This window comes from Serratia sp. CoH_134_PS_4 (genome assembly GCF_058190535.1).
Genome location: NZ_JBXWKI010000006.1, coordinates 48,761 through 73,134, shown reverse-complemented (window position 1 = coordinate 73,134; position 24,374 = coordinate 48,761). Strand labels below are relative to the sequence as shown.

At 49.3% G+C, this 24,374-nt stretch carries 25 protein-coding genes, 1 other RNA gene and 1 pseudogene; 12 read left to right on the top strand and 15 right to left on the bottom strand.

Features of this window, described 5'->3' with window-relative positions; translation table 11 throughout:
* Positions 1-145 precede the first annotated feature (145 nt).
* On the top strand, positions 146-484 hold the full coding sequence (bamE, locus tag AC2FCQ_RS11530) for an outer membrane protein assembly factor BamE (RefSeq protein WP_037422134.1): 339 nt from the start codon (positions 146-148) through the stop codon (positions 482-484).
* Between the two features lie 113 nt (positions 485-597).
* Here bamE and AC2FCQ_RS11525 read toward each other — a convergent pair whose 3' ends face one another.
* Together AC2FCQ_RS11525 and AC2FCQ_RS11520 are read right to left on the bottom strand one after the other, a co-directional pair.
* Positions 598-882: an RnfH family protein gene (locus tag AC2FCQ_RS11525; protein WP_404760697.1), complete on the bottom strand. Its 285-nt coding sequence runs from the start codon at positions 880-882 to the stop codon at positions 598-600.
* On the bottom strand, positions 863-1,309 hold the full coding sequence (locus AC2FCQ_RS11520; protein ID WP_037422140.1) for a type II toxin-antitoxin system RatA family toxin: 447 nt from the start codon (positions 1,307-1,309) through the stop codon (positions 863-865). Before AC2FCQ_RS11520 ends, AC2FCQ_RS11525 begins: the two co-directional genes overlap by 20 nt.
* Positions 1,310-1,470: 161 nt before the next feature.
* Here AC2FCQ_RS11520 and smpB point away from each other — a divergent pair, with 161 nt between their 5' ends.
* From smpB to AC2FCQ_RS11505, 3 genes and pseudogenes are all read left to right on the top strand, one after another.
* The gene (gene smpB / locus AC2FCQ_RS11515) at positions 1,471-1,953 is read left to right on the top strand and encodes an SsrA-binding protein SmpB (RefSeq protein ID WP_020828274.1); all 483 of its coding nucleotides are present in this window, start codon (positions 1,471-1,473) and stop codon (positions 1,951-1,953) included.
* Between the two features lie 49 nt (positions 1,954-2,002).
* Positions 2,003-2,366: a transfer-messenger RNA gene (ssrA, locus tag AC2FCQ_RS11510) on the top strand.
* A 194-nt stretch (positions 2,367-2,560) separates the two neighbouring features.
* Positions 2,561-2,782, top strand: a pseudogene (locus AC2FCQ_RS11505) (integrase arm-type DNA-binding domain-containing protein); the annotation flags it as partial.
* Between the two features lie 17 nt (positions 2,783-2,799).
* Here the strand turns inward: AC2FCQ_RS11505 and AC2FCQ_RS11500 are convergent.
* From AC2FCQ_RS11500 to AC2FCQ_RS11475, 6 genes are all read right to left on the bottom strand, one after another.
* A protein-coding gene (locus AC2FCQ_RS11500) for an IS3 family transposase (RefSeq protein ID WP_490308296.1) occupies positions 2,800-3,911 on the bottom strand; the annotation gives its coding sequence in 2 pieces (ribosomal slippage) (positions 2,800-3,650 and positions 3,650-3,911; 1,113 coding nt in all).
* Between the two features lie 276 nt (positions 3,912-4,187).
* The gene (locus tag AC2FCQ_RS11495) at positions 4,188-4,478 is read right to left on the bottom strand and encodes a hypothetical protein (protein WP_490308297.1); all 291 of its coding nucleotides are present in this window, start codon (positions 4,476-4,478) and stop codon (positions 4,188-4,190) included.
* Positions 4,479-4,521: 43 nt separating this feature from the next.
* Positions 4,522-8,373 (bottom strand): hypothetical protein, encoded by a 3,852-nt coding sequence (locus AC2FCQ_RS11490; RefSeq protein WP_490308298.1) that lies wholly within the window; start codon positions 8,371-8,373, stop codon positions 4,522-4,524.
* 39 nt (positions 8,374-8,412) lie between these two features.
* The gene (locus AC2FCQ_RS11485) at positions 8,413-8,937 is read right to left on the bottom strand and encodes an RNA-dependent RNA polymerase family protein (protein WP_490308300.1); all 525 of its coding nucleotides are present in this window, start codon (positions 8,935-8,937) and stop codon (positions 8,413-8,415) included.
* A 225-nt stretch (positions 8,938-9,162) separates the two neighbouring features.
* On the bottom strand, positions 9,163-9,510 hold the full coding sequence (locus tag AC2FCQ_RS11480) for a DUF6404 family protein (RefSeq protein WP_490308332.1): 348 nt from the start codon (positions 9,508-9,510) through the stop codon (positions 9,163-9,165).
* A 199-nt stretch (positions 9,511-9,709) separates the two neighbouring features.
* Positions 9,710-10,600 (bottom strand): LysR family transcriptional regulator, encoded by an 891-nt coding sequence (locus AC2FCQ_RS11475; protein WP_490308301.1) that lies wholly within the window; start codon positions 10,598-10,600, stop codon positions 9,710-9,712.
* A 110-nt stretch (positions 10,601-10,710) separates the two neighbouring features.
* Here AC2FCQ_RS11475 and AC2FCQ_RS11470 point away from each other — a divergent pair, with 110 nt between their 5' ends.
* The 4 genes from AC2FCQ_RS11470 (at position 10,711) to AC2FCQ_RS11455 (ending at position 14,173) form a co-directional block, all read left to right on the top strand.
* Positions 10,711-11,454, top strand: a complete 744-nt coding sequence (locus AC2FCQ_RS11470) for an SDR family oxidoreductase (protein ID WP_490308302.1) — start codon at positions 10,711-10,713, stop codon at positions 11,452-11,454.
* Positions 11,455-11,691: 237 nt separating this feature from the next.
* Positions 11,692-12,489, top strand: coding sequence for an MBL fold metallo-hydrolase (locus tag AC2FCQ_RS11465; protein WP_245210105.1), 798 nt, complete (start codon positions 11,692-11,694; stop codon positions 12,487-12,489).
* A 188-nt stretch (positions 12,490-12,677) separates the two neighbouring features.
* Positions 12,678-13,472, top strand: a complete 795-nt coding sequence (locus AC2FCQ_RS11460; RefSeq protein ID WP_404760690.1) for an AraC family transcriptional regulator — start codon at positions 12,678-12,680, stop codon at positions 13,470-13,472.
* A 68-nt stretch (positions 13,473-13,540) separates the two neighbouring features.
* Positions 13,541-14,173 (top strand): LysE family translocator, encoded by a 633-nt coding sequence (locus AC2FCQ_RS11455; protein ID WP_490308303.1) that lies wholly within the window; start codon positions 13,541-13,543, stop codon positions 14,171-14,173.
* A 286-nt stretch (positions 14,174-14,459) separates the two neighbouring features.
* Here AC2FCQ_RS11455 and AC2FCQ_RS11450 read toward each other — a convergent pair whose 3' ends face one another.
* A complete protein-coding gene (locus AC2FCQ_RS11450) occupies positions 14,460-15,392 on the bottom strand; it encodes an alpha/beta hydrolase (protein WP_209640262.1) in 933 nt (310 codons plus the stop codon).
* Positions 15,392-16,312: an alpha/beta hydrolase gene (locus tag AC2FCQ_RS11445; RefSeq protein WP_404760687.1), complete on the bottom strand. Its 921-nt coding sequence runs from the start codon at positions 16,310-16,312 to the stop codon at positions 15,392-15,394. Before AC2FCQ_RS11445 ends, AC2FCQ_RS11450 begins: the two co-directional genes overlap by 1 nt.
* A 136-nt stretch (positions 16,313-16,448) precedes the next feature.
* On the opposite strand from AC2FCQ_RS11445, the gene AC2FCQ_RS11440 reads away from it, so the two are divergent.
* Together AC2FCQ_RS11440 and AC2FCQ_RS11435 are read left to right on the top strand one after the other, a co-directional pair.
* The gene (locus AC2FCQ_RS11440; RefSeq protein WP_265557073.1) at positions 16,449-17,348 is read left to right on the top strand and encodes a LysR family transcriptional regulator; all 900 of its coding nucleotides are present in this window, start codon (positions 16,449-16,451) and stop codon (positions 17,346-17,348) included.
* A gap of 187 nt (positions 17,349-17,535) precedes the next feature.
* The gene (locus AC2FCQ_RS11435; RefSeq protein ID WP_490308304.1) at positions 17,536-18,387 is read left to right on the top strand and encodes an aldo/keto reductase; all 852 of its coding nucleotides are present in this window, start codon (positions 17,536-17,538) and stop codon (positions 18,385-18,387) included.
* 114 nt (positions 18,388-18,501) lie between these two features.
* Here the strand turns inward: AC2FCQ_RS11435 and AC2FCQ_RS11430 are convergent, their stop codons facing one another.
* A complete protein-coding gene (locus AC2FCQ_RS11430; RefSeq protein ID WP_490308305.1) occupies positions 18,502-19,395 on the bottom strand; it encodes a LysR family transcriptional regulator in 894 nt (297 codons plus the stop codon).
* A 326-nt stretch (positions 19,396-19,721) separates the two neighbouring features.
* Between AC2FCQ_RS11430 and zinT the strand changes: the two genes are divergently transcribed.
* Complete coding sequence (zinT, locus tag AC2FCQ_RS11425) at positions 19,722-20,372, top strand: metal-binding protein ZinT (RefSeq protein WP_490316610.1); 651 nt, start codon at positions 19,722-19,724, stop codon at positions 20,370-20,372.
* Between the two features lie 94 nt (positions 20,373-20,466).
* Here the strand turns inward: zinT and AC2FCQ_RS11420 are convergent, their stop codons facing one another.
* From AC2FCQ_RS11420 to AC2FCQ_RS11410, 3 genes are read right to left on the bottom strand one after another with little or no spacing between them, the layout of a single operon-like run.
* Positions 20,467-21,603 carry an HlyD family secretion protein gene (locus tag AC2FCQ_RS11420; protein ID WP_490308306.1) on the bottom strand — a complete coding sequence of 379 codons (1,137 nt, stop codon included), beginning with the start codon at positions 21,601-21,603 and terminating at the stop codon, positions 20,467-20,469.
* 9 nt (positions 21,604-21,612) lie between these two features.
* Entirely contained in the window at positions 21,613-21,960 is a 348-nt protein-coding gene (locus AC2FCQ_RS11415; RefSeq protein WP_490308307.1) for a DUF3302 domain-containing protein, read from the bottom strand.
* Positions 21,961-22,000: 40 nt separating this feature from the next.
* Positions 22,001-22,654 carry a DUF3313 domain-containing protein gene (locus AC2FCQ_RS11410; protein WP_490308308.1) on the bottom strand — a complete coding sequence of 218 codons (654 nt, stop codon included), beginning with the start codon at positions 22,652-22,654 and terminating at the stop codon, positions 22,001-22,003.
* Positions 22,655-22,779: 125 nt separating this feature from the next.
* Here AC2FCQ_RS11410 and AC2FCQ_RS11405 point away from each other — a divergent pair, with 125 nt between their 5' ends.
* Positions 22,780-23,727: a LysR family transcriptional regulator gene (locus AC2FCQ_RS11405; protein ID WP_490308309.1), complete on the top strand. Its 948-nt coding sequence runs from the start codon at positions 22,780-22,782 to the stop codon at positions 23,725-23,727.
* A 69-nt stretch (positions 23,728-23,796) separates the two neighbouring features.
* On the opposite strand, the gene AC2FCQ_RS11400 is transcribed toward AC2FCQ_RS11405, so the two are convergent.
* Positions 23,797-24,249: a GNAT family N-acetyltransferase gene (locus AC2FCQ_RS11400; RefSeq protein ID WP_209640282.1), complete on the bottom strand. Its 453-nt coding sequence runs from the start codon at positions 24,247-24,249 to the stop codon at positions 23,797-23,799.
* Positions 24,250-24,374 lie beyond the last annotated feature (125 nt).

The window sequence follows — 24,374 nt, the reverse complement described above, 5'->3', positions numbered from 1 at the left end:
CCCGGGAGCTTAGTTAACTAAGTGACCGGGGTGAACGAGGGCAGCCAACACAGCGACAACTTGAAAGATGAAGGGTATAAGGGTTTCCAACAGCACCAAGGTCTATTATCATCGGCAACCTATGCCCTAAAGGAATGTGATTACTATGCGCTGTAAAACGCTGACTGCCGCCGCTGTAGTTCTTGTGATGCTGACTGCAGGCTGTTCTACTTTTGAGAAGGTGGTTTACCGGCCTGACATCAACCAAGGGAACTACCTGACGTCAACCGACGTAGCTAAAATTCAGAAAGGTATGACCCAGCAACAGGTCGCTTACACATTGGGTACCCCAATGCTGCAGGACCCGTTCGGTACTCAGACATGGTTCTATGTGTTCCGCCAGCAACCAGGCCATGAAGATATCACTCAGCAGACCCTGACGTTGACCTTCAACAGCGCTGGCGTGTTGACCGACATTCAGAACAAACCTGCGTTGACCAAATAATCAGCGGGGAATTATCGTCCGGCCCATGAGGGATGCCTCACGTTCTTCATGACAGTCACAGGCTGCAACTCGGAAGATAACATTCTGATAAAAAATAAGGCGCATTCAGCGCCTTATTTTTTTGCCTTTTCTGCCCGTTGGCGGCGCAGTTCTTTAGGATCGGCAATCAAGGGGCGGTAAATTTCCACCCGGTCGCCATCGTTGAGCACATCACCCAACTTGGCCGGTCGGCTATAGATGCCCACCTTATTACTTTGCAGGTCAATGTCACTACGTAGTTCAAGCAGCCCAGAGGCAATTATCGCCTGTTCAACGCTGCTGCCTTCAGCCAGCGTGACATTGCGCAGATACTGACGTTCCGGCAGGGCGTAAACCACCTCAACCCGTATATCTGACACTGTAAACCTCTTTTGCCCGCTGGGTGAATGCTTGCACCATATTGCCGGCCAGCTCTTTAAACACCTTTCCGAATGCCAACTCGATCAGCTTGTTGGTAAATTCGAAATCGAGGTGCAGCTCAACCTTGCAGGCTTCCGGGCTGAGCGGCGTAAAATGCCAGCCCCCCATCAGCTTACGGAAGGGACCATCCACCAGTTGCATATTGATGCTCTGGTTATCCAGCAGCGTATTACGCGTAGTAAACGTTTTGCTGATACCGGCTTTGGCAACATCCACTGCGGCGGTCATTTCATTGTTGGACGCGTCAATCACCCGGCTACCGGTACAACCAGGCAGAAAATCGGGATAAGAGTGAACATCGTTTACCAACTGATACATCTGCTCGGCGCTGAACGGCACCAACGCAGACCGACTGATCTGGGGCATATCATTTCCTGTGAGACACAAAACATACAAATCATATCATTTATCTATCAGCAAACAAAAAATCTGCTATGCAACGAAGGGGCCAAAAATGCGAAAAATTGCGCAGGTGCTGAGCGGTAAAGGATTTCTTTCGCTGGCGCATCCAGTATAATGAACACACTATGACAAAGAAAAAAGCACACAAACCCGGTTCTGCCACCATTGCGCAAAACAAGCGAGCGCGTTTCGAATACTTCATTGAAGAAGAAATCGAAGCGGGCCTGTCCCTGCAAGGGTGGGAAGTAAAATCGCTGCGTGCCGGCAAAGCCAACCTCAGCGACAGCTACGTAACATTCCGCGATGGTGAAGCCTATCTGTTTGGCGCCACTATCACGCCGCTTAGCGTGGCTTCGTCGCATGTGGTTTGCGATCCGACGCGTACCCGTAAACTGCTGTTGAACAAACGCGAGCTGGATTCATTATTCGGCCGTGTTAACCGCGAAGGTTATACCGTGGTTGCCTTGTCCATGTATTGGAAAAATGCCTGGGTCAAAGTCAAAATCGGCGTAGCCAAAGGCAAGAAAGAACACGATAAGCGCGATGACATCAAAGATCGTGAATGGCAGACGGCGAAAGCCCGTATCATGAAGCACGCAAACCGATAAGCCTCTGGCTTAACGGGCTAAACTTCTGGTATACTGCACAAAGTTACTTGGGGCTGATTCTGGATTCGACGGGATTTGCGAAGCCCTAGGAGCATGCCGAGGGGCGGTTGGCCTCGTAAAAAGCCGCAAAAAAATAGTCGCAAACGACGAAAACTACGCACTAGCAGCTTAATACCCTGCTCAGAGCCCTCTCTCCCTAGCCTCCGCTCTTAGGACGGGGATCAAGAGAGGTCAAACCCAAAAGAGATCGCGCAGATGTCCTGCCTGGGGCTGAAGCGTTAAATCCAATCAGGCTAGTTTGTTAGTGGCGTGTCCATCCGCAGCTGACCGGCGAATGTAAAGATTGGACTAAGCATGTAGTGCCGACGGTGTAGTAATTTCGGACGGGGGTTCAAATCCCCCCAGCTCCACCAAATAGGTCACCGGTGACCCCAGATAGATCTGGTGACAATAACGAGAAAGCCCGCATACCACCTAGGTTTGCGGGCTTTCTTGTGTCTGTAATTTTTCCCGCGAAGTCTGAAGCCAACTAATTAAATCCGAACCTTTTAGGCACCCCGTAAAGCATTATTGTTTTTGAGGTGCCTAAAACTATGGAAACCCGGCAATGGCAAGACAAACCAAACCTCTATCCGTTAAAGAAATCGAATCTGCTAACCCCAAGGAAGCGGACTACGTTCTCTATGATGGCGATGGCCTTGAGCTACTTATCAAATCCAGCGGGAGTAAAATCTGGTAGTTCCGTTACTATCGACCGCTGACAAAACAGCGAACCAAACAGAGCTTCGGTGCCTACCCTGCTGTCTCCCTTTCTGATGCGCGTAAACTCATGTAAGCATACCCGTTTTAGTTCCACGCACTTTTTGAGACTTCCGTGTTTTCAGCCATCAGTCGGTACTCTTCCGGCGTCAGGTTGTTCAGCGATTCGTGAGGGCGTTCGCTGTTATATTCCGTCAGCCAGCGCTCTGTGATTTCCCGGGCCTCATTCAGTGTTCTAAACAGGTAAAAATCCAGGATTTCTGTCCGGTACGTCCGGTTAAACCGTTCGATGAAGGCATTCTGTGTCGGCTTGCCAGGTTTGATAAATTCCAGCAACACGCCATGTTCTTCAGCCCACTGTGCCAGCGTCAGTGAGACCAGTTCTGGTCCGTTGTCCATCCGCATTTTCAGCGGGTAGCCACGGTTTGCCACGATCCGCTCCAGTACCCGGACAACACGTTGAGCCGGGATATTCAGGTCGATTTCTATCGCCAGTACTTCCCGGTTAAAATCATCCACCACATTGAAGGTCCAGAAGCGCCTACCACAGACCAGCGCATCATGCATAAAGTCTATCGACCAGCTCTGGTTAAGTGCCTCAGGCGCCACCAGTGGCGACGGGTTGCGTACCGGCAGCCGTTGTTTTCCCTTACGACGAAAATTCAGTTTCAGCAGGCAGTAAATCCGGTGAACGCGTTTGTGGTTCCAGGTATTGCTCTGCCTGCGCAGCAGTTGGAACAGCTTCTTAAAACCGTAGCGCGGATAGCGTTCTGCCAGTTCAGTCAGCGCATGGATCACCGGTTCATCACGCCGGGAATCGGGCTGATAAAAATAGACCGTCCTGCTCAGCGATAACGTCCTGCAGGCCTGACGTAAACTCATGGCAAATTGCGCTGTCAGATAGCTGACGAGTTCACGCTTTATCGCTGGTTTTAAAGCTTTTTTTCGATGACGTCTTTAAGTGCCCGGCACTCAAGGCTGAGGTCAGCAAACATCTGTTTGAGCCTCCGGTTCTCGTCTTCCAGATCTTTGATTTTTTTAATATCGGCCGCTTCCATTCCGCCATACTTTGCCTTCCAGTTGTAATAGCTGGCTTCCGAAATAGCGGCTTCACGGCACACATCCTTGACGGCACGTCCGGCTTCGACGGACTTCAATACGGCGATGATCTGGTGTTCGGTGAATCGGATCTTACGCATAGCGATCTCCTCCGGGGACATAATCAGTATGTCGGAAGATCTCTAAAAGTGAATGGCTAGTTTCGCAGGGATACTTACAGTTTAGCGACATTCCTCGATCATATGGGAAGCGGATGAAGGCACGGCAAATATTGCGGATTGCATTCACTTGACGCCGGGATTGTCGTTCGGGTGAATTACCTTCACCAGATGCTGAGGATGCTGAACGCGTCGAACTGGACTTGCTTTCATCACCTGCGATACCTGGTTCAACAACCGGGCGTTGTTCAATCAACTTTATTCCAAGGGCATCAAACCTGGAGCACTGTCCAGTATGTTGCGGACACTCTCCTTCTGGCCCTGGCGAATTACTGTGCTTTCAGCATCAGCATCACATTCATGATGATGTTGAATATGGCGTTTCTTTTTAAAATAGGCTCTGACTTTTTTATCTTTTTCCCATGCAGCAGGATGCATGGTTATACCACATCCCCAGCACACGTAGCCTTCAGTATCAACGCTATCCAGCATCCAGAGATCCTCAGCCTCGACGATCTCACGAGTGCGTTTATCGCGAGCAGATTCCATCACTTTCTCCTTATCGCAGAACGTTTGTATAGGCCCTTAGCCTTCATTCAAACCGTTGTTCCCTTTCACTATCTTCCCGTTGTTCACGCTCTTTTTGGCGTTCGACCCACTGACTCATTTTTTCACAAACTGCTTTGGCAGCCTCGGCGATATCTGGACGCTTGTGTTTGCTCAACGTACTGATGGCCCTTGATCTAGCTTGCATTATGTTAGCCAGGCTACCAGTCCAGGATGTTGGACTAATGCGCTCAGCAAAAGACTCCAGTACAGCTAGTGGCTCAGGTGAGGCCTCTAAAAGTTCTATAGCAGCTTCGTGTAAGGTCAGTGCACTCTGTTCACCATTCTTTGACCAAAGAGTTACGCCACCAGCTATAGCTGGCCAAACACTGGGCTCATTTCTGGCGTGGCACCAATTAATCAAAACGTTTGTATTTATCTTTGCAAGGGCATAGGTGCGTAAACCACCACGATGAATAAAGAACTGCCTTCTTCGCTGCTGTTCCTCAGTACCTTCAAAAATGCGATTGAGAAATGCTTCTGGCATCAACAAAACTGTCGTTTCAATTGTTTTATCAAAATCAAACATATATCCATAGAGGTCATCAACGACACTGAAAATTGTGTCCAACCACTCAATTTTTTTTGCCTCATAACCATCGAAACGCAACGCGGCATCGATAACTCGTTCCATGTAAAAATCAATTGTCCCCCTTTGGCCTCTGTCGCTGTTTTTAATCCGCTGGATTGCTGCAGCAAGACCGATCAACCGGAAATCTGCGCCAAGTGTATCTGCAGATTTATCTTTACCATGCAGTCTCATGGAGAGCGCATGCAAAATGACATTATCTCCGCTTGCTTTACTCAGAAGTCGCTCAGCAAGATCGAGGACACAAACTCTCGGCAAATTGGCGTATTGTTCACGCCATAAAATCGGCTCATACATGAAAGGGCGAATGTCTGGATCATCCAAATGCTTCATACAACGATCCAAATCATTTACCGTAAATTTCCTCCAAGGATGCAAGCCAACTAATACCTGTCTAAGTTCAGGATGCTGTACACATTGGTCGAGAAACTCCTGTGCTAATGCTGGATCGACAGAGTCAACTTCTTCAATGAAGCCACCAAGGACCCCAAAGTCTTTGTTAACGTCTGTCTGCTTTTCTATTTGTTCAACAAGTCGCTGCCAGCTAACGCGTAAATCATGTGCCCCTCGAGCAAGTCCTCGACCAAAGACGGTGCGATAGGGCATTCCACCTATGGAGAACAGCTCTGAACCCAACTCCTCAAGCACATGATTTGATAAGGCAAAGTCCTGTCCCAATTGAAGTGCTTTGGCTTCCAGTCGTTTTCCTGCTGCGGTATATTTATCGGAGTCCTCATGATCAAAATCCGCATCCAGTGCCCAATAATCATGATTTGTACTCAACACGTATGTCTTTATTGTTGGAATTAGCTCAATGGGCTCCAACTCCTTCTCTAAGGCAGCAAGATTATCCGGCAACTGCTCAACATCATCTCCATCGCTACGCTTGGTATAGTCAAAATAAACCGTTGAACGAACGGCTTTCCAACCTTCCCCCCAAGGACTTAAAGCATTTAATGTGCGGGCAGCATCGATGAGTTTGTCTCGCATTGCTTCTTGAAAGCAAATTCCCCTGAATTTGTCAGCCAGGATTGATCTTGCAGGCCTTTCAAGCTCAGGATCTCCGGATGCCGCTAATTGGATAATGACGTCAATAAAGGCGCTGCGCCATTCGACAAGTTCATCATAGTTGGGTTCGTATCCATAGTCTCTTGGTCGAGCTCCAAACTCACTAACCCCAAACCCTGACCACGGTGGGCCATCCAGGGCGGTTGACAGCATCTTGAAGCCCAAAGATCTACGCGTAATAGTGCTTGATACAATGCATTCGTTCATTAAAGCAATACGCTGGCTTAGCGATGCATGAGTACCAGACAGATACGCCTGGAAAAACCTTGGGACCATGTTTAGAGCAGAATCCAGGTTATTATTATCGGCTTCGTCCTCTGCCATCTCGATAAGAAGCCTGGCGCATCGCTCAAAGGCATTCGGTTCGTATGCCATCAATTGTAAAAGACGCAGGATACTACGTCGCTGCGGATTGTAGCCCGGTTCCATACCTTTAAAATCAGATGATGAGAGTACGGCCTCAATTCTGTTGAGCAATGCTTCAGGTGCAACCGGTCCGATATACCCAAGTATTCGTAACGAAATATCATTTAGCTCGGCTATTCTTCCTAACATCCCTTCAGGCTGAAGCCAGGCTTCTACAATTTCTTTCGCAACAGGATGGTCATGCAACAACCCCAAGCGATGCGAAAAAGACATTAATAAACGCTCACAATCCGGAGCTTCAAAAGTCGCCCTAAGTTGATCAACGGGAATACTGTCGAGTGCGGATGCTGCCAATCTGTTAGCAATGGCATGAGGTAAGATAGCTCTCCAGTGAGATCTTTTCTGAACGATATGACGTTCCATCAGCTTCGTAACGGCTTTAAATAACTGGGTTCTGGAATATCCAAAGAGCGCCCCTAATATTTCCAGTTCATCGGTAGCAACATCTGGACTAGATACCGAGAATGAATACACCAGTGACAATATTTCAGCTTGCTCCCGTAAATTACCATCAGGATGATTACGCTGTTCAAACAAGCGATTAAACAACTGCGCATCAGAAAGTAGAGCCAAACTCTCGCCTTCCTCCCCTCTCTCAGCTATAGCCAAAGCAACTCTTGCATTCCCATCTGCAAACTCAGCAATACGACGGGCATTATTCTGACCAATAGAAGGGAAGCGACGGATAAGAAGTTGCTCTGCCACCTCTGGACCATCTGTCTCAATATGGATGACCTCAGTTGTCTGTGGTTTGTCATCCCTAATGTCGTACTCGATCGTGATGAGGCTTACTTCTTTTCCTGCGGCTGATACCTTGCTGGCAAGCGAAGCATGGAGCTCTGATGGGCAATTATCAAGGATCATAACTGCTCGTCGGTCCTCAGCGATCAGCTTATCAAGCATTGCTGTAGCCGACGGTACTGGCTCAGAGCCAGTATCAACATAAATAGCTACTGTCCGGTCAAGCGCATCTGTTCCAACAGTTTCATCAAAGAGCGCCTGAACGATCCGAGTCTTCCCGACACCAGATAATCCTGTAATACGAACCGCCTTATTCGTCGAACGGATAAGTTCTCGCATTGGGCTAATTGCTTCATCAATTTTGAGTTTTTGCCCCTTTCCCGACGGTAAAGTAATGGTTACACCTGGGGCTGAGATTAAAGTGTCTGTAACACCTTGTGGCGGATTGGTCCAAGTTCCGTAGGGTTGCCAACCGGAATACCCTTGCCCAAGCTTCCCTTTTACCCACAGCATGACCGATGGATGTTGGCGCAGCCATTGAATGAGTTTGGAACGGTCGTAGAAATCAAGATGAAGATTGCTTTTGTTAGGATCATCTTTTACTGCATCCCTCATCGCTTTAAGACGATCTATCTTTCCAGACGGAGAGCAATCATCACCCAGGCTGACAATGATGTAGCTGCCTTGTTTTCTGGCTTGTTCAGATATGATGGGTGAAAGCGCTTTACCGGTGCTCATTTCCTTCTCAATTGTAGCTTTTGGCATCTTATGTTTCTTTGCCTGGAAGACCGTATCAGGCCTTACAAGAAAGCCAAGTTTCAGTTGATCAACTGGAACCTGAACATGGATATCAATTCCTCCGTCAGGGGCTGTAATTGAACCAGACCAATTTATACATGCAGGGCTATGACCTTGCATTGCCACTTCAGCTTCCGCTAGCCGAGCAATCAGCTCTTCTAACTGAGTATCAGAGAGCCGAAGTAGTTCGTCCTTTTCAATGTCAAAGATTGCCATGCCTTCGCCTTAGTAAAAATTTTTATCCTGGTTCATACACTATGGGTACATATTCGTGCGCCCCGCACTCTTAAGTGCAAGCAAGCGCTGTTTAAGTTTTTTTGCTTTGCCAGGATGGAATCTGGCCAATAAATGAACCAGTCCCAATGTTTGTGCATAAGGGCCCTTATCGAACTCGATAATTTCGCCCCTGAGAATGGCTTGCTCCAAATGATGGACTGCCGATCGTATCTGACTTTGCTTAGCGGAAGAGATACCCGGTTTCGAATTCACCGAAAGCTTGGTAACTTCCATCCGTTGCCCAGATGTTCTGATTTCGTGTTTAGCTCGTTTGGGCTGGTAACCGTGCCTGGAAAGCATGCCATAAATCGAGGCTATCACATTCGTTTTAGTCGGTTTATCAAGAAAGTTTACTGACGAGACGGCGATATCATCAACGTAGCGGGAATAAATTATTCCTCGTGCCCGGAAACTGGCTTGCAGTGCCGGTTCATCTTTCCAAAACGCCAGGTTAGCCAGAAATGAACTAGTGATGGCACCCTGAGGTATAGTCGAGCTGTACAAACCGCATACACCCAACACCGGGGAACCCCGTAGCGGTAACTACTCAGGCCTGTATTGCAGGCCTTTTCTTTGCCTGAAATTTCGCCCTGCTGCCCATTCACAGGGTAAACCCATCGCCCACTGGTCACTGCTTAATTATTTGTTTTTAAAAAACTAAAACCAAAAGTGAACACTGAGAACAATTTTTCTGTAAATCTTTTTTCTGACGCTTAGCGCATTACACTGTCAGAGACTCTTCCAGTCAGGCAGTTTGTTGGCCCGCTTGCGCCAAGAGTGGATTAACGCCATGAATAAACCAAACAACAAACCGGCAAAGAGGGCGTTTAACACGGCGGTTAGTATACTGACACCTTCATTTTTCCAGCGACTAAACCACATAAGAATACCCCATAGCGGGCCAAACCAGACGGCAAAAAACAACGTATTCAGCCAGAAGGGGGCGAACGGTGGCGGTGGCATTTTACCCCCCATCCTCCAAAACAGGCGCAAGATCGGCGGTGCATAATTGCTCCGCCACATCTTTTTATCTTCCATCAGGGCTATTGCTTTTTTCTTCTTATCTTCAAATACCATCATCCGAATCCTTTCATTGGGCATCTATAGAGACCGTCTAATAATAGGCCTTATCCAGAGTCAGCCATAGCGTGAAATGAATGAACGTTCAGCCCTCTTGTAGCAAGGCAGATATTACCGTCAGAAGCACTTCGAGAACCGGCCCAGGCCGGTTGGGTAATCCGTGCCTGGTTCGCGAGGTTCGATAACCTTGGCGCATCTAGCCCTGGCTCAATTTTTTGAAAAGATAATCAAAAACCAAACGCACTCTCATTGGATAAGGGGTCTGATGTGTGTGGTAGAGATTGACCGGCCACGGAGGCGGTGCATCGTCACGGAGAACGGAGACCAGCTCACCTGACGCGATGTGGTCTTCTACCAAATACCCCGCCAGTTGGGCAAACCCTAAACCGGCGAGTACCGCTTTGCGTTCAATATCGGGTGTGTCAGTGACAAATGCGGCGGATTTCGGATAGAAATTGCGTTTTTGACTAAACTCCCATGGCCAGTAGCGCCCGGTTTTACGGTTAAGCAGCGCCACAATCGGCAGGCGGGCAAGATCATCAACGTTGGCAGGCGGCGGCATATGTTCAAGCAGCTTCGGTGATGCAACCAGATGGAAAGGCATGGTACAGGGTTGGCGAACGATGCAGGTTTGGTCATGCAAAAAGCCTATGCGTATGCCGATATCGATTTTTTCATCAACCAGGTCGCTGTGTATATTTGACAGGTGGAGTTCGAGCGTAATTGCGGGATACAAACGTGTAATCTCCGCCAATATTGGCATGATGATTTCACTGCCATAGGTATGTGGTGCCGTGATGCGTACAACGCCATTGATATCTTCTGTACTCTTCTTTTTTTCCTGAAACAGCCTGTTCATCTGTTCCATGGCTATTTTTGCCTGCTCAAAAAAACCGAGGCCAAAATCCGTGAGTTTTACGCTTCGAGTGCTGCGGTGAAATAGCTGCTCCCCGAGCAACGACTCTAACTCTTTGATGGCTCTTGTGACTTTTTGCGGGGAAATACCAAGCCTGGTCGCCGTGTGTTTAAAGTTCATCTCCTCTGCGGCACAGCAGAAAATACGTAATGCTTCTTGTCTGTTTTGCACCATCACCTCTTTATTCCAAAAAATGGAATTCTAAAAGCATAACACTTCCATTTACTGATTTTAAACTGCGGATAAAGTATTCGCACAGACAAATACAGGAGGAAAGAAAGATGAACAGTATTACAGGTAAAGTCGTCGTGATCACCGGCGCCAGCAGTGGGCTTGGTGAAGCAACCGCAAAACACCTGGCTGCAAAGGGGGCCATGGTGGTCGTTGCGGCACGCAGAAAAGCGCGTCTTGAAGCGTTGGTCCAGCAAATCGTTGATGCCGGAGGGAGCGCATTAGCGCTGCAGGTGGATGTGACAAACCGCCTGGATGTCGAAGCGATGATCGCCCAGGCCGTAAAGCAATTTGGCAAGATTGATGTATTGGTCAACAACGCAGGGCTAATGTCGATCGCCCCGCTCAATGCCGTGAAGGTTGATGAGTGGGAGCGAATGATCGATATCAATGTGAAAGGGGTGCTTTACGGCATCGCCGCGACGCTGCCGCTGTTCGAAAAACAGCAATTCGGTCATTACATCACTATTTCGTCCATCGCCGGCAAGAAGGTATTCAGTCCCGGAGGGACGGTCTATAGCGGCACAAAATTCGCGGTAAGCGCCATAACCGAAGGTTTGCGCCATGAAGTTGGCGGAAAGATCAGAACCACTACCATCTCTCCCGGCCTGATCGACACTGAATTGAAGATGGGCAGCTCGCACGCAGAAAGCTCGAAGGCCGTTGTCGAGCTCTATCAGAGCCAGGCGATTTCTGCCGATGCAATCGCGCGTGCCATAGCGTATGCGATCGAGCAGCCTTCGGACGTGGACGTAAGTGAAATTGTTATCAGGCCGACAGTGCAAGAGTTCTAAATCATCGGTAGGAAGATTCAACGTTCATTACCCCTATTTCATAGGGGTTCTTAGGTATTTTTTCTTACATTAACGAGGTCTTCTATGCGTCGCAATATACTCATTGGCGCGTTTCTCGCCGTTTTTTCCGCTGCTTCAACCGCCATGGCGCCTTTTTCTAAAATAGAAAATCCCGGGTTCTACAGGATAATGCTTGGCGACTTCGAAGTGACGGCGTTGTCTGACGGAATAAGCCCGATGCCCGCAGATAAAATATTGATCAATACTCAGTTGAAGCAGCTCGAAAAGGCGATGGCGCTCAATAACCTGTCGTTACCCTTGCCGACATCGGTGAATGCCTATCTGATTAACACCGGAGGCAAGTTGATTTTAATCGACGTTGGCACCGGCATGCTGCATGGCGAAACGCTGGGCAAGATGATGAAAAATTTAAATGCTTCGGGTTATAAGGCGGAACAGGTGGATGAGATTTATTTAACCCATTTACACCCCGATCATGTGGGGGGACTGATGGCGCAGAATAAAATCGCTTTCCCGAACGCCATCGTCAGAGTGGAGAAAGAAGAAGTCGCTTTTTGGCTTAGCGAAGAGAAAAAACAGCAGGCGGAAGAGAAAGATAAGCGCTTCTTTGATGCCGCATCCGTTTCATTAAAGCCTTACGAAACGGCGGGAAAACTGAAGACGTTCGAAGGCGACAAGGAATTAACACCGGGTATTTCGGCTATCGATACGCGTGGGCACACGCCAGGACACAGCGTGTTTGCCGTCGAAAGCAAAGGGAAAAAGATGGTGATACTGGGCGATATGATCCACGTCGCTTCCGTACAATTCCCTGACCCGAATGTCGCTATCGCCTATGATATTGATGTCCCTGCCGCCGTTGCACAGCGCAAGAAGCTGTTTGACAGTCTTGCTCAGCAAAGAGCACTTGTCGCGGGCGCGCATCTGTCCTTCCCTGGCCTGGGCTACATCAGTAAAAGCGGTGATGGCTATGGCTGGCACCCTTTAAACTACGGCGCAATGAATCAACATTAATCTGCCCGATAGTTAATAAAGAATGAATGCGAACATGATGTTATGGGGCCGAATGGCCCCTTTTTTATGATGCAAAGGACACATTTTCAATGTTGAACCGCTGGCTTTCACGCTGCGTGTTGTGTGTTATTTTGGTCACCGGTGGCGGTAATTAAGCAGGTAGAAAGGCTATGGGGAATTCGGCATTCATGCATCGTTTTGACGCGTTGGGCGGGCTTGAGCTGCTCATTGCAGATTTTTCGGACCACCGATTTGACGTGCACTGGCATGATACCTGGTCGATTGGCGTTGTCCTGCGCGGCGCCAATAACAACAGTGCCAAAGGCGACGCCGAGGGTATCGTCTGCCGTGGGCAAATCAGCGTCATCTCCCCAGGGCAGATGCATGCCGGGACCACTCTGGGTGTAGAGGGTTGCCACTATTTTATGTTTTATCCCAGCCACGAGATGCTGCTCGGCGCAGCGGAGAGCATGGCAATGCAATTACCTGCGATCAAGGGAAAGCACATCGAACATGCGGTTTTAGCCAAAAAATTGTGTGAAACCGCTACGGTATTAACTGACATGCAATCTAGCCATTTTGATCGTGAAGTGGCCTGGAGCCACTGTGTGGCGGAGCTGCTCCAGGTGTTTTCCCCGTGGCAGTCATTGACTGAGGCTGGCGACATCACGCCAGGTTTGAGAAGGGCAAAAGAGTATCTGCACGATCATAATGCGCAGGAAGTGCGTCTGGATATGCTGGCGCAGGCAGTCGGCATATCGAAGTTCCACCTTTGCCGCCAGTTCTCGGCAAAATTTGGTTTATCGCCGAGTCGATATCAGCGGCAGCTTAGATTGCAACAGGCTAAGGCCTTGCTTTCCAGGGGCGGAGATATCGCGGAAATCGCTATCGCTTGCGGATTTGCCGATCAGTCGCACATGGGCAGAATATTTAAGTCGACGTACGGCGTCACGCCGCGTAGTTACCGCGATCGGCGCATTTGAGCAATATCGTTCTATCTCACCGACGAAGAGGCGCTAAGAATATGCCTTTTTGACGACGAGAAGAAAACATGTTCATCGATCTTTCCACGTTGGGTTTATTTGCTCTTTCGGCTGCCGCGCTAACGCTTATTCCGGGTGCCGACATGCTTTGCGCATTGTCTAACGCCATCAGCCAGGGAACGAAAGCGGGGCTAATCACCGTATTTGGCGCTGTCACTGGGGTGACGTGTCACATCGGTCTTGCGATTGCCGGCGTTACGGCGCTTATCGCCTCTTCGCCTGTGTTATATGGTTTTTTTGTCGTCGGCGGCGCGCTCTATATTATGTGGGTAGGCTTTGGCATCTTTAACAACAAAAACGCGATCAGCCTTCAAAACAACAGCGAGCGGAAAAGCCTGCATAAACTTTATTCGCAAGGATTACTGACCAACTTGCTGAACCCTAAGGCCATCATCTTTACATTGGCATTTATCCCGCAGTTCATTCGGGTTGAAGCGGGCATGCCGGGTATGCAGATGCTGATATTGGGTATTGAGCTCATCGTCATTATGTTCCTCATTGAAATTCCCCTGGTATTTCTGGCAGGTAAAATTGCACTGAAAATAAAAACCAGCCCGGCAATCGGTATCTATATTAATAAGTTCTTTGGCGCCGTCATTCTGGCATTGGCCGTTGCCATTCTGGCCACGCGATTGCTCTAGGGTCTTAAATAGGCAGATTGGCAGCGTTGTTCGGTAGATAAGGTTTAATCTAGCCCGGAGCCTCTATCACGGCCTTCGCCTGAAGATCAGATCCTGGCCCTCCCCCGCCAAGTTGGCATAGACAAGATCCTGCCCCTACAGGGCCTGTTCGAGAACCGACGGGTTCAACACGTCGCCCATGATCACCCGGCGGTTTGCCGGGTGCGGGTGTCGAATATTTCCAGGGTCGCGAACAACCCGGCTGCTGGCGCCACAGTCAGCCCCCTACTCATAGAGGCGTCTGGTCTTATCCCAGGTGTGCGGCAAAAAACGGCAGCACCCTGGCCAGTGCTTCACGAACGGCTTCGGGTTTGTCATACAGCTCGTAATGTGAAAAATCAGGCAAGGAAACCAGTTCGCGCTGCTTCGAGATTGTTGCTCGTCCATAAATCTCCATGCCATCGCGATAGGCGCCAAAGGCACCGACTTTCTCTCCGACAACGACCATCACTGGCTGCGTCAGTAACACCTCAGCATACGCAAAGGCATCCCAGGCCAGCGTTTTCTGAGCATGCGAAAACAGCATTCGCGTTGCGCCACCGGGTTGTTGACCGCGAGATGTCTTGTAGTAGTCAGTGGCTTCATAGACATCACGCTCGGTCAGCCCATGGGCTTTCGCCATATCAAGACTGGCAGGTAGCAGTTCGTTAATGTGAAGCTCGCCCCCTTGGGCTTCGATTGTGCGCTGTGCAGCCATCGCATTCAGAGCGCCAATCGGGTCGTAATTACTGAAACCTTCGCGGAAAAGTCGGCCGATATTAACGCCGGTAATGCTCACTACGGCCTTGATTCGTTTTTCTGTCAGGGTGGCATTGATGGCATAGCCGCCACCGCCGCAGATACCCAACACGCCAATAAGTTCAGCATTGACGTAGGGCAGAGTGACGGCGTAATCAATCACTCGGCTAATATCCTCTACACGCTGGGTCGGATCTTCTACCCAACGTGGAGTACCACCAGACTGCCCCTGGAAACTGGCGTCATAGGCGATAACGACATAACCCGCTTCAGCCAGCGCTTTGCCGTAAACATTGCCGGATGTCTGCTCCTTACAACTGCCAAAAGGATGGACGCTGATAATCGTCGGGTATTGTCTGGACTCATCAAAATCCAATGGGAACTGAATATCGGCGGCAATGTGCCAGGCCATGTCGGTATTCTGAATATGCACATGTTTCATTACAGTGTTCCTTTAAAGAACGGGGCTAATACCGAAACCGCTTCAGCGACGTACTCTTTACCGTCATACAGTTCCATGTGGTTAGCGCCTTCTACAATGTGATAGCGCTTGTCGGTGCTTGAGGCACGGTCATACAAATCGTCACTCATCCATTTACTCCCAGCCATGCTGCCCGCCACAACCTGTATCGGCTGGGTCAGATAAACTTCGGCCATAGAGTAGGCATCATAGGTAATAATCTGGTTCAGGCTGCGCAGCGTGGCGAACCCAGGAGCGGTTGGATATTGCGCGCGTTGCGTATGGTAATATTCCCAGGCTTGGCGTAATTCTTCGTTTGGGGCATCGGACTCTTTCATGGGTGCCAGTGGCATGGTGGTATAGTTACCACTGGTAATATCACCGGTACGGGCGTTTGAGCCCGCCTCTACGTACGGCAGTGCGTCAATGGATTTCACATTGTTTTCCCAGCCGTTACGGAACATCGAGCCAATATTTACCGCACTTACGGTACCTATCGCTTTTATGCGGCGATCCTGAATTGCAGCATTTGCGGTATAACCCGCACCGGCACAAATCCCCATTGCCCCCACTCGCGCATTGTCGACATACGGCAGCGTGGTCAGATAATCAATCACAGCGCTAATGTCTTCGGTACGAATATACGGATTTTCTAACTGACGCGGCTCACCACCACTTTCCCCCTGGTAGGATGCGTCGTAGGCAATGGTCACAAATCCATTTTCTGCCAGCTTTTCAGCATAGGTTCCGGCAGTTTGTTCTTTAACACCGCCACCCGGGTGGGAAACGACGATAGCCGGATACTCACGGTTCTCATCAAATGCTGGGGGGAAATAGATCACAGCAGATAAAGAAATAGTCGGGATATTGGTATTAGTGAAGCTGATTTTCTGGTTCATCATCCGGTTCCTCATAGGGCTTCGGTTAGCAGTAACGCCTGGTGATATCACTATAGTCATTGACCATTAAGATGATTAGACCCAAAATCACGATAGGACCTATCATTTAAATGATTAATTAACGAGAATAAAGGCAGAGATGAAGCGTGATGAGATAGCGGATCTGGTGGCATTTGTGGTCGTCGCTGAGGAACGCAGTTTTACCCGGGCCGCATCTCGTCTGAATATGGCGCAGTCGGCATTAAGCCAGATTGTCCGGCGCATTGAAGAACGACTGGGGTTTCGTCTTTTGACGCGAACGACCCGCAGCGTTGTAACCACCGAGGCCGGAGAGCAACTGTTGTCCGTACTGGGTCCCATGCTGCATGATCTTGATTCTGCCGTGGCCTCTCTGGGGGATTTACGCGACCGACCTTCCGGCACGATACGTATCACAACGGTTGAACATGCAGCAAAGACCATACTGCTGCCTGCCATGCACAATTTGTTGAAATCTCACCCCGAAATCAATGTACAACTCATCATCGATTATGGCCTGACTGACGTGGTATCTGAACGTTTTGACGCCGGTGTACGCCTGGGTGGCGAAATGGACAAAGATATGATTGCAGTGCGTATTGGGCCTGATATTCCAATGGCGATAGTGGGTGCGCCAGATTATCTTGCGCGACGGGGAACCCCAACATCTGTCGCGCACTTGGTCGATCACCAGGCTATCAACCTGTATCTTCCGACATCAGGTACCGCAAACCGCTGGCGACTCATCCGCGGGGGGCGAGAAGTCCGGGTTCACATGGAAGGTCAACTACTGCTAAATACGCTAGATTTGATTGTTGATGCCGTGCTTAACGGACACGGGCTGGCCTACCTACCTTATGACCAGGTACAGAATGCCATTGAAGAAAAAAAACTGATTCGCGTTCTGGAGAAATTTACCCCTGATTTGCCTGGATACCACCTGTACTATCCACACCGGCGCCATCCTGGCTCTGCCTTCTCCTTATTCATTGATGAGCTCAAATATAAGGGGGCTGCTTAGCCACGCCTTGTGATGATATTTCTCACGTTCTGAGCCCGCCAATGAACCACATTGCAACCTCCGCGATTGGCACCAGGCGCCGGCATAATTAATGAATATGCCTAATAAACCCTAGTTAATTACCCCCTCTAATCGAATAAACCGCTTTGCGTTATGCTTTCCTACACAACAGCTGAAGGATAACGTCATGCAAACTGTAAAACTGAATAACGGCATTGAAATGCCCCTGCTGGGTTTTGGCGTGTTTCAGATGTCTGATGCCGCCGAATGCGAAAGAGCCGTTATTGACGCCATCGATACAGGATACCGCCTGATCGATACCGCCGCGTCTTACCAGAATGAAACCCAGGTCGGCAACGCACTGAAACAGAGCGGGATCGCACGTAACGAACTCTTTGTTACCACTAAACTTTGGCTACAGGGTACCCATTACGAAGGTGCTAAAGCGCAGTTCGAACGTTCTCTGAACCGACTGCAACTGGACTATGTTGACCTGTACCTGATTCACCAGCCATACGGTGATGTGCATGGTGCCTGGCGTGCAATGGAAGAACTCCAACAGGCAGGCAAAATTCGTGCAATAGGCGTCAGTAACTTCCACCCTGACAGGCTCGCCGATCTTATCGCCTTCAACAAAGTGGTCCCTGCGGTCAACCAGATTGAAGTAAACCCCTTCAACCAACAATTGCATGCCGCTCCCTGGATGCAAAGCCGTGGCATTCAGCCGGAGGCCTGGGCACCCTTTGCGGAGGGTAAAAATGGTCTGTTCCAACACCCCGTGTTAACGGCGATTGGCCAGAAATACGGAAAAAGTGTAGGTCAGGTTGTTCTGCGGTGGATATACCAGCGCGGCATCGTTTCGCTGGCAAAATCAGTGCGAAAAGAACGCATGGAAGAGAACATCAATATTCTCGATTTTGAACTCAACTCTGCAGATATGCTGCAGATTGCCGCTCTTGATACAGCCACCAGCGCATTCTTTTCTCATCGCGATCCAGCCATGGTTGAATGGCTGACTGGCCGCAAACTCGACGTTTAAGCCAGGACAAAAGAAGCGCTTATTAAATGCAAAAATGTTACCCGGGTATCTCTGGATTCGGTTACATGGCGCTTCGTTAAAACTCAGGCGGGTCCGCTGCACATTGCGGGGCCGCTATTGCGAGTACCTAAGCGCATCGATCATCAGCGCAAAAGCAGGTGGGTGCTGTTTGCGGCTGGGGTAATAAAGGTAGTACCCGGGGAAAGAAGGGCACCAGTCCTGCAGAACCTGAATAAGTTCTCCTGACTTTACATGATCCTGAACCACATTCTCGGGAACACAGGCGATGCCAAAACCCGATAACACCGCATCGATCCTTTCCGCCAGCAGATTAAACGTTACCTGTCCTTCAACTCTCACACGCAGCGGCTTCCCTTCCCTCTCAAACTCCCAGTGATAAAGGCCACCGGCAGTCGGTAAGCGCATATTGATGCAGCGATGATTTTGTAGCTCATGCGGCGTTTCAGGCGCAGGGTTAGCTGCAAAATATGACGGTGCGCCCACCACCGCCATTCGCATATCCGGACCAATCTTCACAGCGATCATGTCTTTATCCACGCTTTCGCCCAGGCGGATCCCGGCATCAAAGCGGCCATCGACGATATTGACGAAGCCGTTATCGACCAACAACTCGACATTGATTTCCGGATATTCTTTGAGAAAGGGTTTTAGCTTCGGCCATACCAGACTCCGCGCAGCGTGTTCTCCCGCAGATAAACGGATATTGCCGGAGGCTCTGCCATTCAGTTGCAAAAGCGACTCCAGCTCCTGCTCAAGATCGGCAATACGAGGTTCAAGGCAGGCAATAATTCTCTCGCCGGCTTCTGTGGGGGCAACGCTTCGCGTGGTTCGGGTTAAAAGACGGAGATTCAGCCGTTCTTCCAGAGCTTTCATGGCATGGCTAAGGGCTGACTGGGAAACACCAAGCTTACCAGCAGCTTTGGTAAAACTTCGCTCTCTTGCCACCACGAGAAAGATTTGGAGTTCATTGAAGTTTTCTTTGAGCATTGTTATTTCCTTGTTCAAGCATCGCCCCCCAAAGAGAACTTATGAAGGGTATTCATAGACACCTTCATTTTAGCCCCGTTACTGACAATAATGATAATTGAAATGGGCCATCACCCCATGGCTCTTGCCAGAAATCAGCGCAATGAGGCGTTACCTGCTGACGCCGGATTCTAAAATCGCCCCTCGGAAAATACTGATGTTGGGTTCGTTGGGAAACGCGTCTTTGTGGAGGGATGCCTCAGGTGACTGAAGATCGCATTGAATCAATAATTGTTATGTTATATTGTAACGTTTTGTTTTTTTGCAATCCTAAGGAGAGTGATATTTTGGGACGTTATATTGGCAAACTTTCATTGGCGCTGGGTGCGTTCTTGGTGTGTGGCTACGCGTCAGCCCATGGCCATCATTCGCATGGCAAATCTTTGACGGACATCGAGCAGAAGGCCGCTGTCGGTGTTTTCGATGACAAGAACGTGAAGGATAGAAGCCTGTCGGATTGGGATGGCGTATGGCAGTCGGTTTATCCTTATTTGCAAAATGGGGACCTTGATCCGGTGTTCAAGAAGAAGGCAGAAAAAGAACCGGGTAAAACCTTCGAACAGATCAAAGCGTATTACCGCAAAGGGTACGCTGGCGATATAGACACTATTGGGATTGAAAACGGCGTTATGGCCTTCCATAAAGGCAACGAAGAGAGCTCCTGCAAGTACGACTATGCCGGCTATAAAATCCTGACTTACACCTCGGGCAAAAAAGGGGTTCGCTACCTGTTTGAATGTAAAGATGCCGGTAGCCAAGCGCCGAAATATGTTCAATTCAGCGATCACACCATCGCGCCACGCAAATCGGCCCATTTCCATATCTTTATGGGGAATACATCCCAGGAAGCATTGCTGGCGGAAATGGATAACTGGCCGACTTACTACCCCTTCCAACTGACAACGGAACAGGTCGTCGACGATATGCTGCACCACTGAAAGTGATGATAGATCGGGTGACAATAACGAAAAACCCGCGACTTAGGTTGCGGGTTTTCTTATCGGCAGCGCTAACCCGCCAAACAACTCACCGCTAGTGATCCAAATACAGATAATGCAGCCAACTGGTCATGCGTAACAGAACCTTACGCATGATGGAAAGATGCTCAAAGTGCTCGGTATAGACCGCAGTCTGTGCCGTCACACCGTCGGGGAGTTTGTCGAGTTCTGGGCTAGGTGCCAGATCGATCATCACGTAAACCCCTTCCTGCATTGCACCGACATTTAATCCCTGCAATGCACCGCTGGCCTGATAGCTGCCGTCGGGCACGACGGGCAGTACCCGCGTTACCGAACCACCATAAACCTTGCCTGGCAAACCGTTGAATACCACCTCGGCCTTATCGCCCTCGGTTAAACGCAGGATCGAGTTCTGACGGAATACCGCCACCACTTGCCGCTTTTGCTGTGGAATAAAAATCATCACTGGCTTGAAAGGCAGCCGTACCGCCGTGGTGCCCGGTCTGGCCAACACTTGCGTCACATAACCGTCGCTTGGCGCACGTACCGTGGCTTGTTCCAGATTATACGTTGCCTCTGCAATCTGCGATTTCAGGCTGGCGATGTGGGTATCTTCACCCTTGTAGTGGCCTGAAAGTTGTTCCCGCGCCTGTTGATGCTGGGCCTTGGCGGCCTGCAATGCGGCAGATTGTGCCTGATATTGTTGTTGTGCATGGCAAATATCTTGCTCAGAAAAAGGATTGACCATCATGGTCGCGCCCTTGGCATAGCGCTGATAATCCTTGCGAGCACGCTCATACTCAGCATTCACACGCTGAACATTTGCTGCGGACTCATTCAATGTTGCCTGGCGTACTCGCACATCCGCTTGTGCGCCAGCAAGTTCTGCCTGCAGCTTGTTCAGTCGGGCGCGGTAGCGGGTATCATCAAGACGAAACAGAACCTCCCCTTTACGCAATAACACGTTGGTTTTATCGGTGACTTCAACAATCATTCCCGAAACCTGCGGGACGATCGGGACAGAAATCGCAATCTTCTGTGCCCGGTAGGTATAAGGATGGTTATAGTTCATGCCCAAGATTAAGGCACCCACAATAAAAATACCGCCAAGCACTGCGGTCGGTACCGTCCACTTATTGACAGGAATACGAAACAGTTTGAATACGCCGTAGCTCAGCGCGACGTAGCTGAGAATAATTAAGAGATCCATACTGTTTTCTCAACCTTTCGTAGACGACAAACGTTGATCCGCCACTTGCATCTGCATACGTTGCAACTCGCTTTCAAGCTTGTTAATTCGCGCCTGCAAAGCGTCAGGTTGTTCAACCTTATCCCCCATTCCCCAGCCCCGTTCCGGCCGGTATAAGGTCGCCCAAATCCATAACAGTGGCCAAATGGCATGTAGGGTAAACAGGCTTACCCAGCCCGCCACATGAATGGCATCCTGATGCGGGTGCTGGCGTTTTTTGGCCAGCAGATAAGGAATATCGTGAATAATGATCACACCGTAAAACAGAATTAAAAACACAGCGATCAATATGCCTAAAGCGAAGTAATCTAGAAACATGCAAAATCCTGGTTAATAAGGCTAAACTAATTACCGACGTCTATGACGTCTTATAGGCTTTAATATCATTGGCAATGGTATCTATGGCATTTTTAACATCGGCTACTTTCAACTGCGACTTTTCATTATTTAGATTCTCTCCAGATGCCTTTCTCACGACTTTGATCACCGGTTGATTGGTTGAAGCATCGATAAACTCGCCTTCCATATAGACGGCGCTTTCCATTGTACGGTGGCCAGTCACGCTTTGCGTTGCAGCAACCAGCAGCGTAATCGGCAGTACCTCATACACCTGTAGCCCCTTCTTCTGCGTGTCTATCGCCGTGATCGCCCCACGGAAAATCAGCGTATTTTCGCGCGGTACATCCTCTAAAATGAAGTGAGAGCCCATTGCCTGCTTGAACTGTCTGTTGGTGTATCGGAGGATATTATCAAGCGCCTGCTGGCTCACCATCTCGCTAGGTTTTGGTCGTGGAAAGTAGATCATCGGCTGGTAAACCAGATATTTATATTTGGAAAAATCAACGTTGCTATCCTTCCAATATAATACATCCTTGCCAGACGCCGATTGGCTCTTGGTAATATCATTATAATTAGGCAGAAACGTCGAGTATTTCTCTTTTTCAGTGACCGATGATGAACAGGCGGTCAACGTTAACGTCACGGGTAAAATTATCGCGCAGGTTATTTTCATAATAATCTTCCATGTCAATTTTAATGCATAGCAAATAATTGACCAAAAGAATACCCGCCGGTCAGTGATAAGTCATATGACAATACCGGCAAAAATGTATATCATTTTTGATATACAAACCAAGAATGGTTCACCGCGTGAAAGCAAAAGACTTCAAGATAGACGAACTCAGGATTGTTCGCTTAATCGCCGAAACCGCCAGCGTCAGCAAGGCGGCACAGCTGTTAGATATGCCGCAATCCAATGTGTCACGCACGCTGACGGCACTTGAGCGGCGGCTTGGTCTGGAAATCTTTTTGCGCAGCCCGCGAACGCTGTCTTTAACCGAGTTCGGTGAGCAGTTTTTACGTCGCGCCGCCCTTTTACTCGATGAGCATAACGACTTGCTCGACATGTCCGGCACCTATAAACGCAGCCTGAACGGCACGGTGACGCTTGGTGCGCCCATTGGTATTCATTCATTCCTGACGCGTTATCTATTGCCGCCCCTGTTACGTGAATCTCCAGAACTGATCGTTGATTTAGTGACCCGTAATCCGGATGAACGTGAGAAGAAATATGGCGCCGTTTTCGACAGCGACTGTGATCTGTTAATTAGCCTATTCCAGCCGCAAAACGAGAACCTGATTGCCCGGCCATTGACCCGTTTTCGCGTCGGGTTGTTTTCATCACCGGATTACATTGCTCATTCACCGCTTACCGAGCCGATGGAACTGACGCAGCATCGCTGTATTACCTTGCGGGTGTTAGGCGGTAGCCGCAACACCTGGAGCAGCTATGATTCACAAGGTCAGTTAGTGCAAGTGACGGTCAACGGTGCCAGCATCTGTGACAATATTTTGCCGGCCATTGAGTTAGCCAAGCAGGGATTGGGCATTATTTATGCCCCTTATTACTCAGTGGCCTCGGCATTGGAGTCCGGTTCATTGCTACCTTGTATTGAACGTAAGCGGTGCATCGATATGCAGGCTTATCTCATTTACCGCCAACGGGGTGTGTTGCCTCATCGGGTACAAGTATTGATGGACAGCATCATGGACACCATCAAACTACACGAGCACCGTTTGATCTAAGAAAGCTGTCACCACCATTACCTTATATCACGATGAAAACCCTGCTATTCAATAAAGGTGGCCCTATCCTCACAGCGTCCGCGTATACACCCTCGACGCCTCCCCCCAGGGGTGATAACCCAGCCCGTTAAAGGCAAAACCCTGCTTTTCGTAATAACCTTCCAGATCGGTGCATAAATGTAACTGTGGAAACCCCAGTCTGCGCGTCTCCGCGGCCACATGATTAATCAACAATGTGCCATAACCGCACCCACGGTGCGCGTCCTCCACATACAGCGCACATAGCCAAGGATAGAGTTCGCCCCGGCTGATAAAATCATTGGTGATCAGCCCCGCACAGCCAAGGATCTCAGTCTTTTCCATTAACAAATACCACTGAGGTAACGGGTTGGCTGCACCAATACAGCGGGAGATAGCATCCTCATACATTATCAAGGTCTCCTCCGACGCCCACTGTTGCTGGAAGTAGCGAATAGCCTGTTGTTTAAATTCGGGTGACTGACGCACCGAAATAATGTCCATCTCAACACCTGTTATTTTTCATTATCTGGTCGGTTTAAAATTATGCAGCAATGCCTCTGTTTTAACACCCGTTTATATTGGAAAACAACGCCATCAGCGCATACCATGGCGGAGACACAACCCCA

Excerpts from the sequence above, each read along its gene's own strand:
- bamE (WP_037422134.1), top strand. The coding sequence starts at position 146 with ATGCGCTGTAAAACGCTGACTGCCGCCGCTGTAGTTCTTGTGATGCTG.
- AC2FCQ_RS11520 (WP_037422140.1), bottom strand. The coding sequence starts at position 1,309 with ATGCCCCAGATCAGTCGGTCTGCGTTGGTGCCGTTCAGCGCCGAGCAG.
- smpB (WP_020828274.1), top strand. The coding sequence starts at position 1,471 with ATGACAAAGAAAAAAGCACACAAACCCGGTTCTGCCACCATTGCGCAA.
- AC2FCQ_RS11495 (WP_490308297.1), bottom strand. The coding sequence starts at position 4,478 with ATGGAATCTGCTCGCGATAAACGCACTCGTGAGATCGTCGAGGCTGAG.
- AC2FCQ_RS11490 (WP_490308298.1), bottom strand. The coding sequence starts at position 8,373 with ATGGCAATCTTTGACATTGAAAAGGACGAACTACTTCGGCTCTCTGAT.
- AC2FCQ_RS11480 (WP_490308332.1), bottom strand. The coding sequence starts at position 9,510 with ATGGTATTTGAAGATAAGAAGAAAAAAGCAATAGCCCTGATGGAAGAT.
- AC2FCQ_RS11470 (WP_490308302.1), top strand. The coding sequence starts at position 10,711 with ATGAACAGTATTACAGGTAAAGTCGTCGTGATCACCGGCGCCAGCAGT.
- AC2FCQ_RS11465 (WP_245210105.1), top strand. The coding sequence starts at position 11,692 with ATGCCCGCAGATAAAATATTGATCAATACTCAGTTGAAGCAGCTCGAA.
- AC2FCQ_RS11460 (WP_404760690.1), top strand. The coding sequence starts at position 12,678 with ATGCATCGTTTTGACGCGTTGGGCGGGCTTGAGCTGCTCATTGCAGAT.
- AC2FCQ_RS11455 (WP_490308303.1), top strand. The coding sequence starts at position 13,541 with ATGTTCATCGATCTTTCCACGTTGGGTTTATTTGCTCTTTCGGCTGCC.
- AC2FCQ_RS11450 (WP_209640262.1), bottom strand. The coding sequence starts at position 15,392 with ATGAAACATGTGCATATTCAGAATACCGACATGGCCTGGCACATTGCC.
- AC2FCQ_RS11445 (WP_404760687.1), bottom strand. The coding sequence starts at position 16,312 with ATGATGAACCAGAAAATCAGCTTCACTAATACCAATATCCCGACTATT.
- AC2FCQ_RS11440 (WP_265557073.1), top strand. The coding sequence starts at position 16,449 with ATGAAGCGTGATGAGATAGCGGATCTGGTGGCATTTGTGGTCGTCGCT.
- AC2FCQ_RS11435 (WP_490308304.1), top strand. The coding sequence starts at position 17,536 with ATGCAAACTGTAAAACTGAATAACGGCATTGAAATGCCCCTGCTGGGT.
- AC2FCQ_RS11430 (WP_490308305.1), bottom strand. The coding sequence starts at position 19,395 with ATGCTCAAAGAAAACTTCAATGAACTCCAAATCTTTCTCGTGGTGGCA.
- AC2FCQ_RS11420 (WP_490308306.1), bottom strand. The coding sequence starts at position 21,603 with ATGGATCTCTTAATTATTCTCAGCTACGTCGCGCTGAGCTACGGCGTA.
- AC2FCQ_RS11415 (WP_490308307.1), bottom strand. The coding sequence starts at position 21,960 with ATGTTTCTAGATTACTTCGCTTTAGGCATATTGATCGCTGTGTTTTTA.
- AC2FCQ_RS11410 (WP_490308308.1), bottom strand. The coding sequence starts at position 22,654 with ATGAAAATAACCTGCGCGATAATTTTACCCGTGACGTTAACGTTGACC.
- AC2FCQ_RS11405 (WP_490308309.1), top strand. The coding sequence starts at position 22,780 with ATGGTTCACCGCGTGAAAGCAAAAGACTTCAAGATAGACGAACTCAGG.
- AC2FCQ_RS11400 (WP_209640282.1), bottom strand. The coding sequence starts at position 24,249 with ATGGACATTATTTCGGTGCGTCAGTCACCCGAATTTAAACAACAGGCT.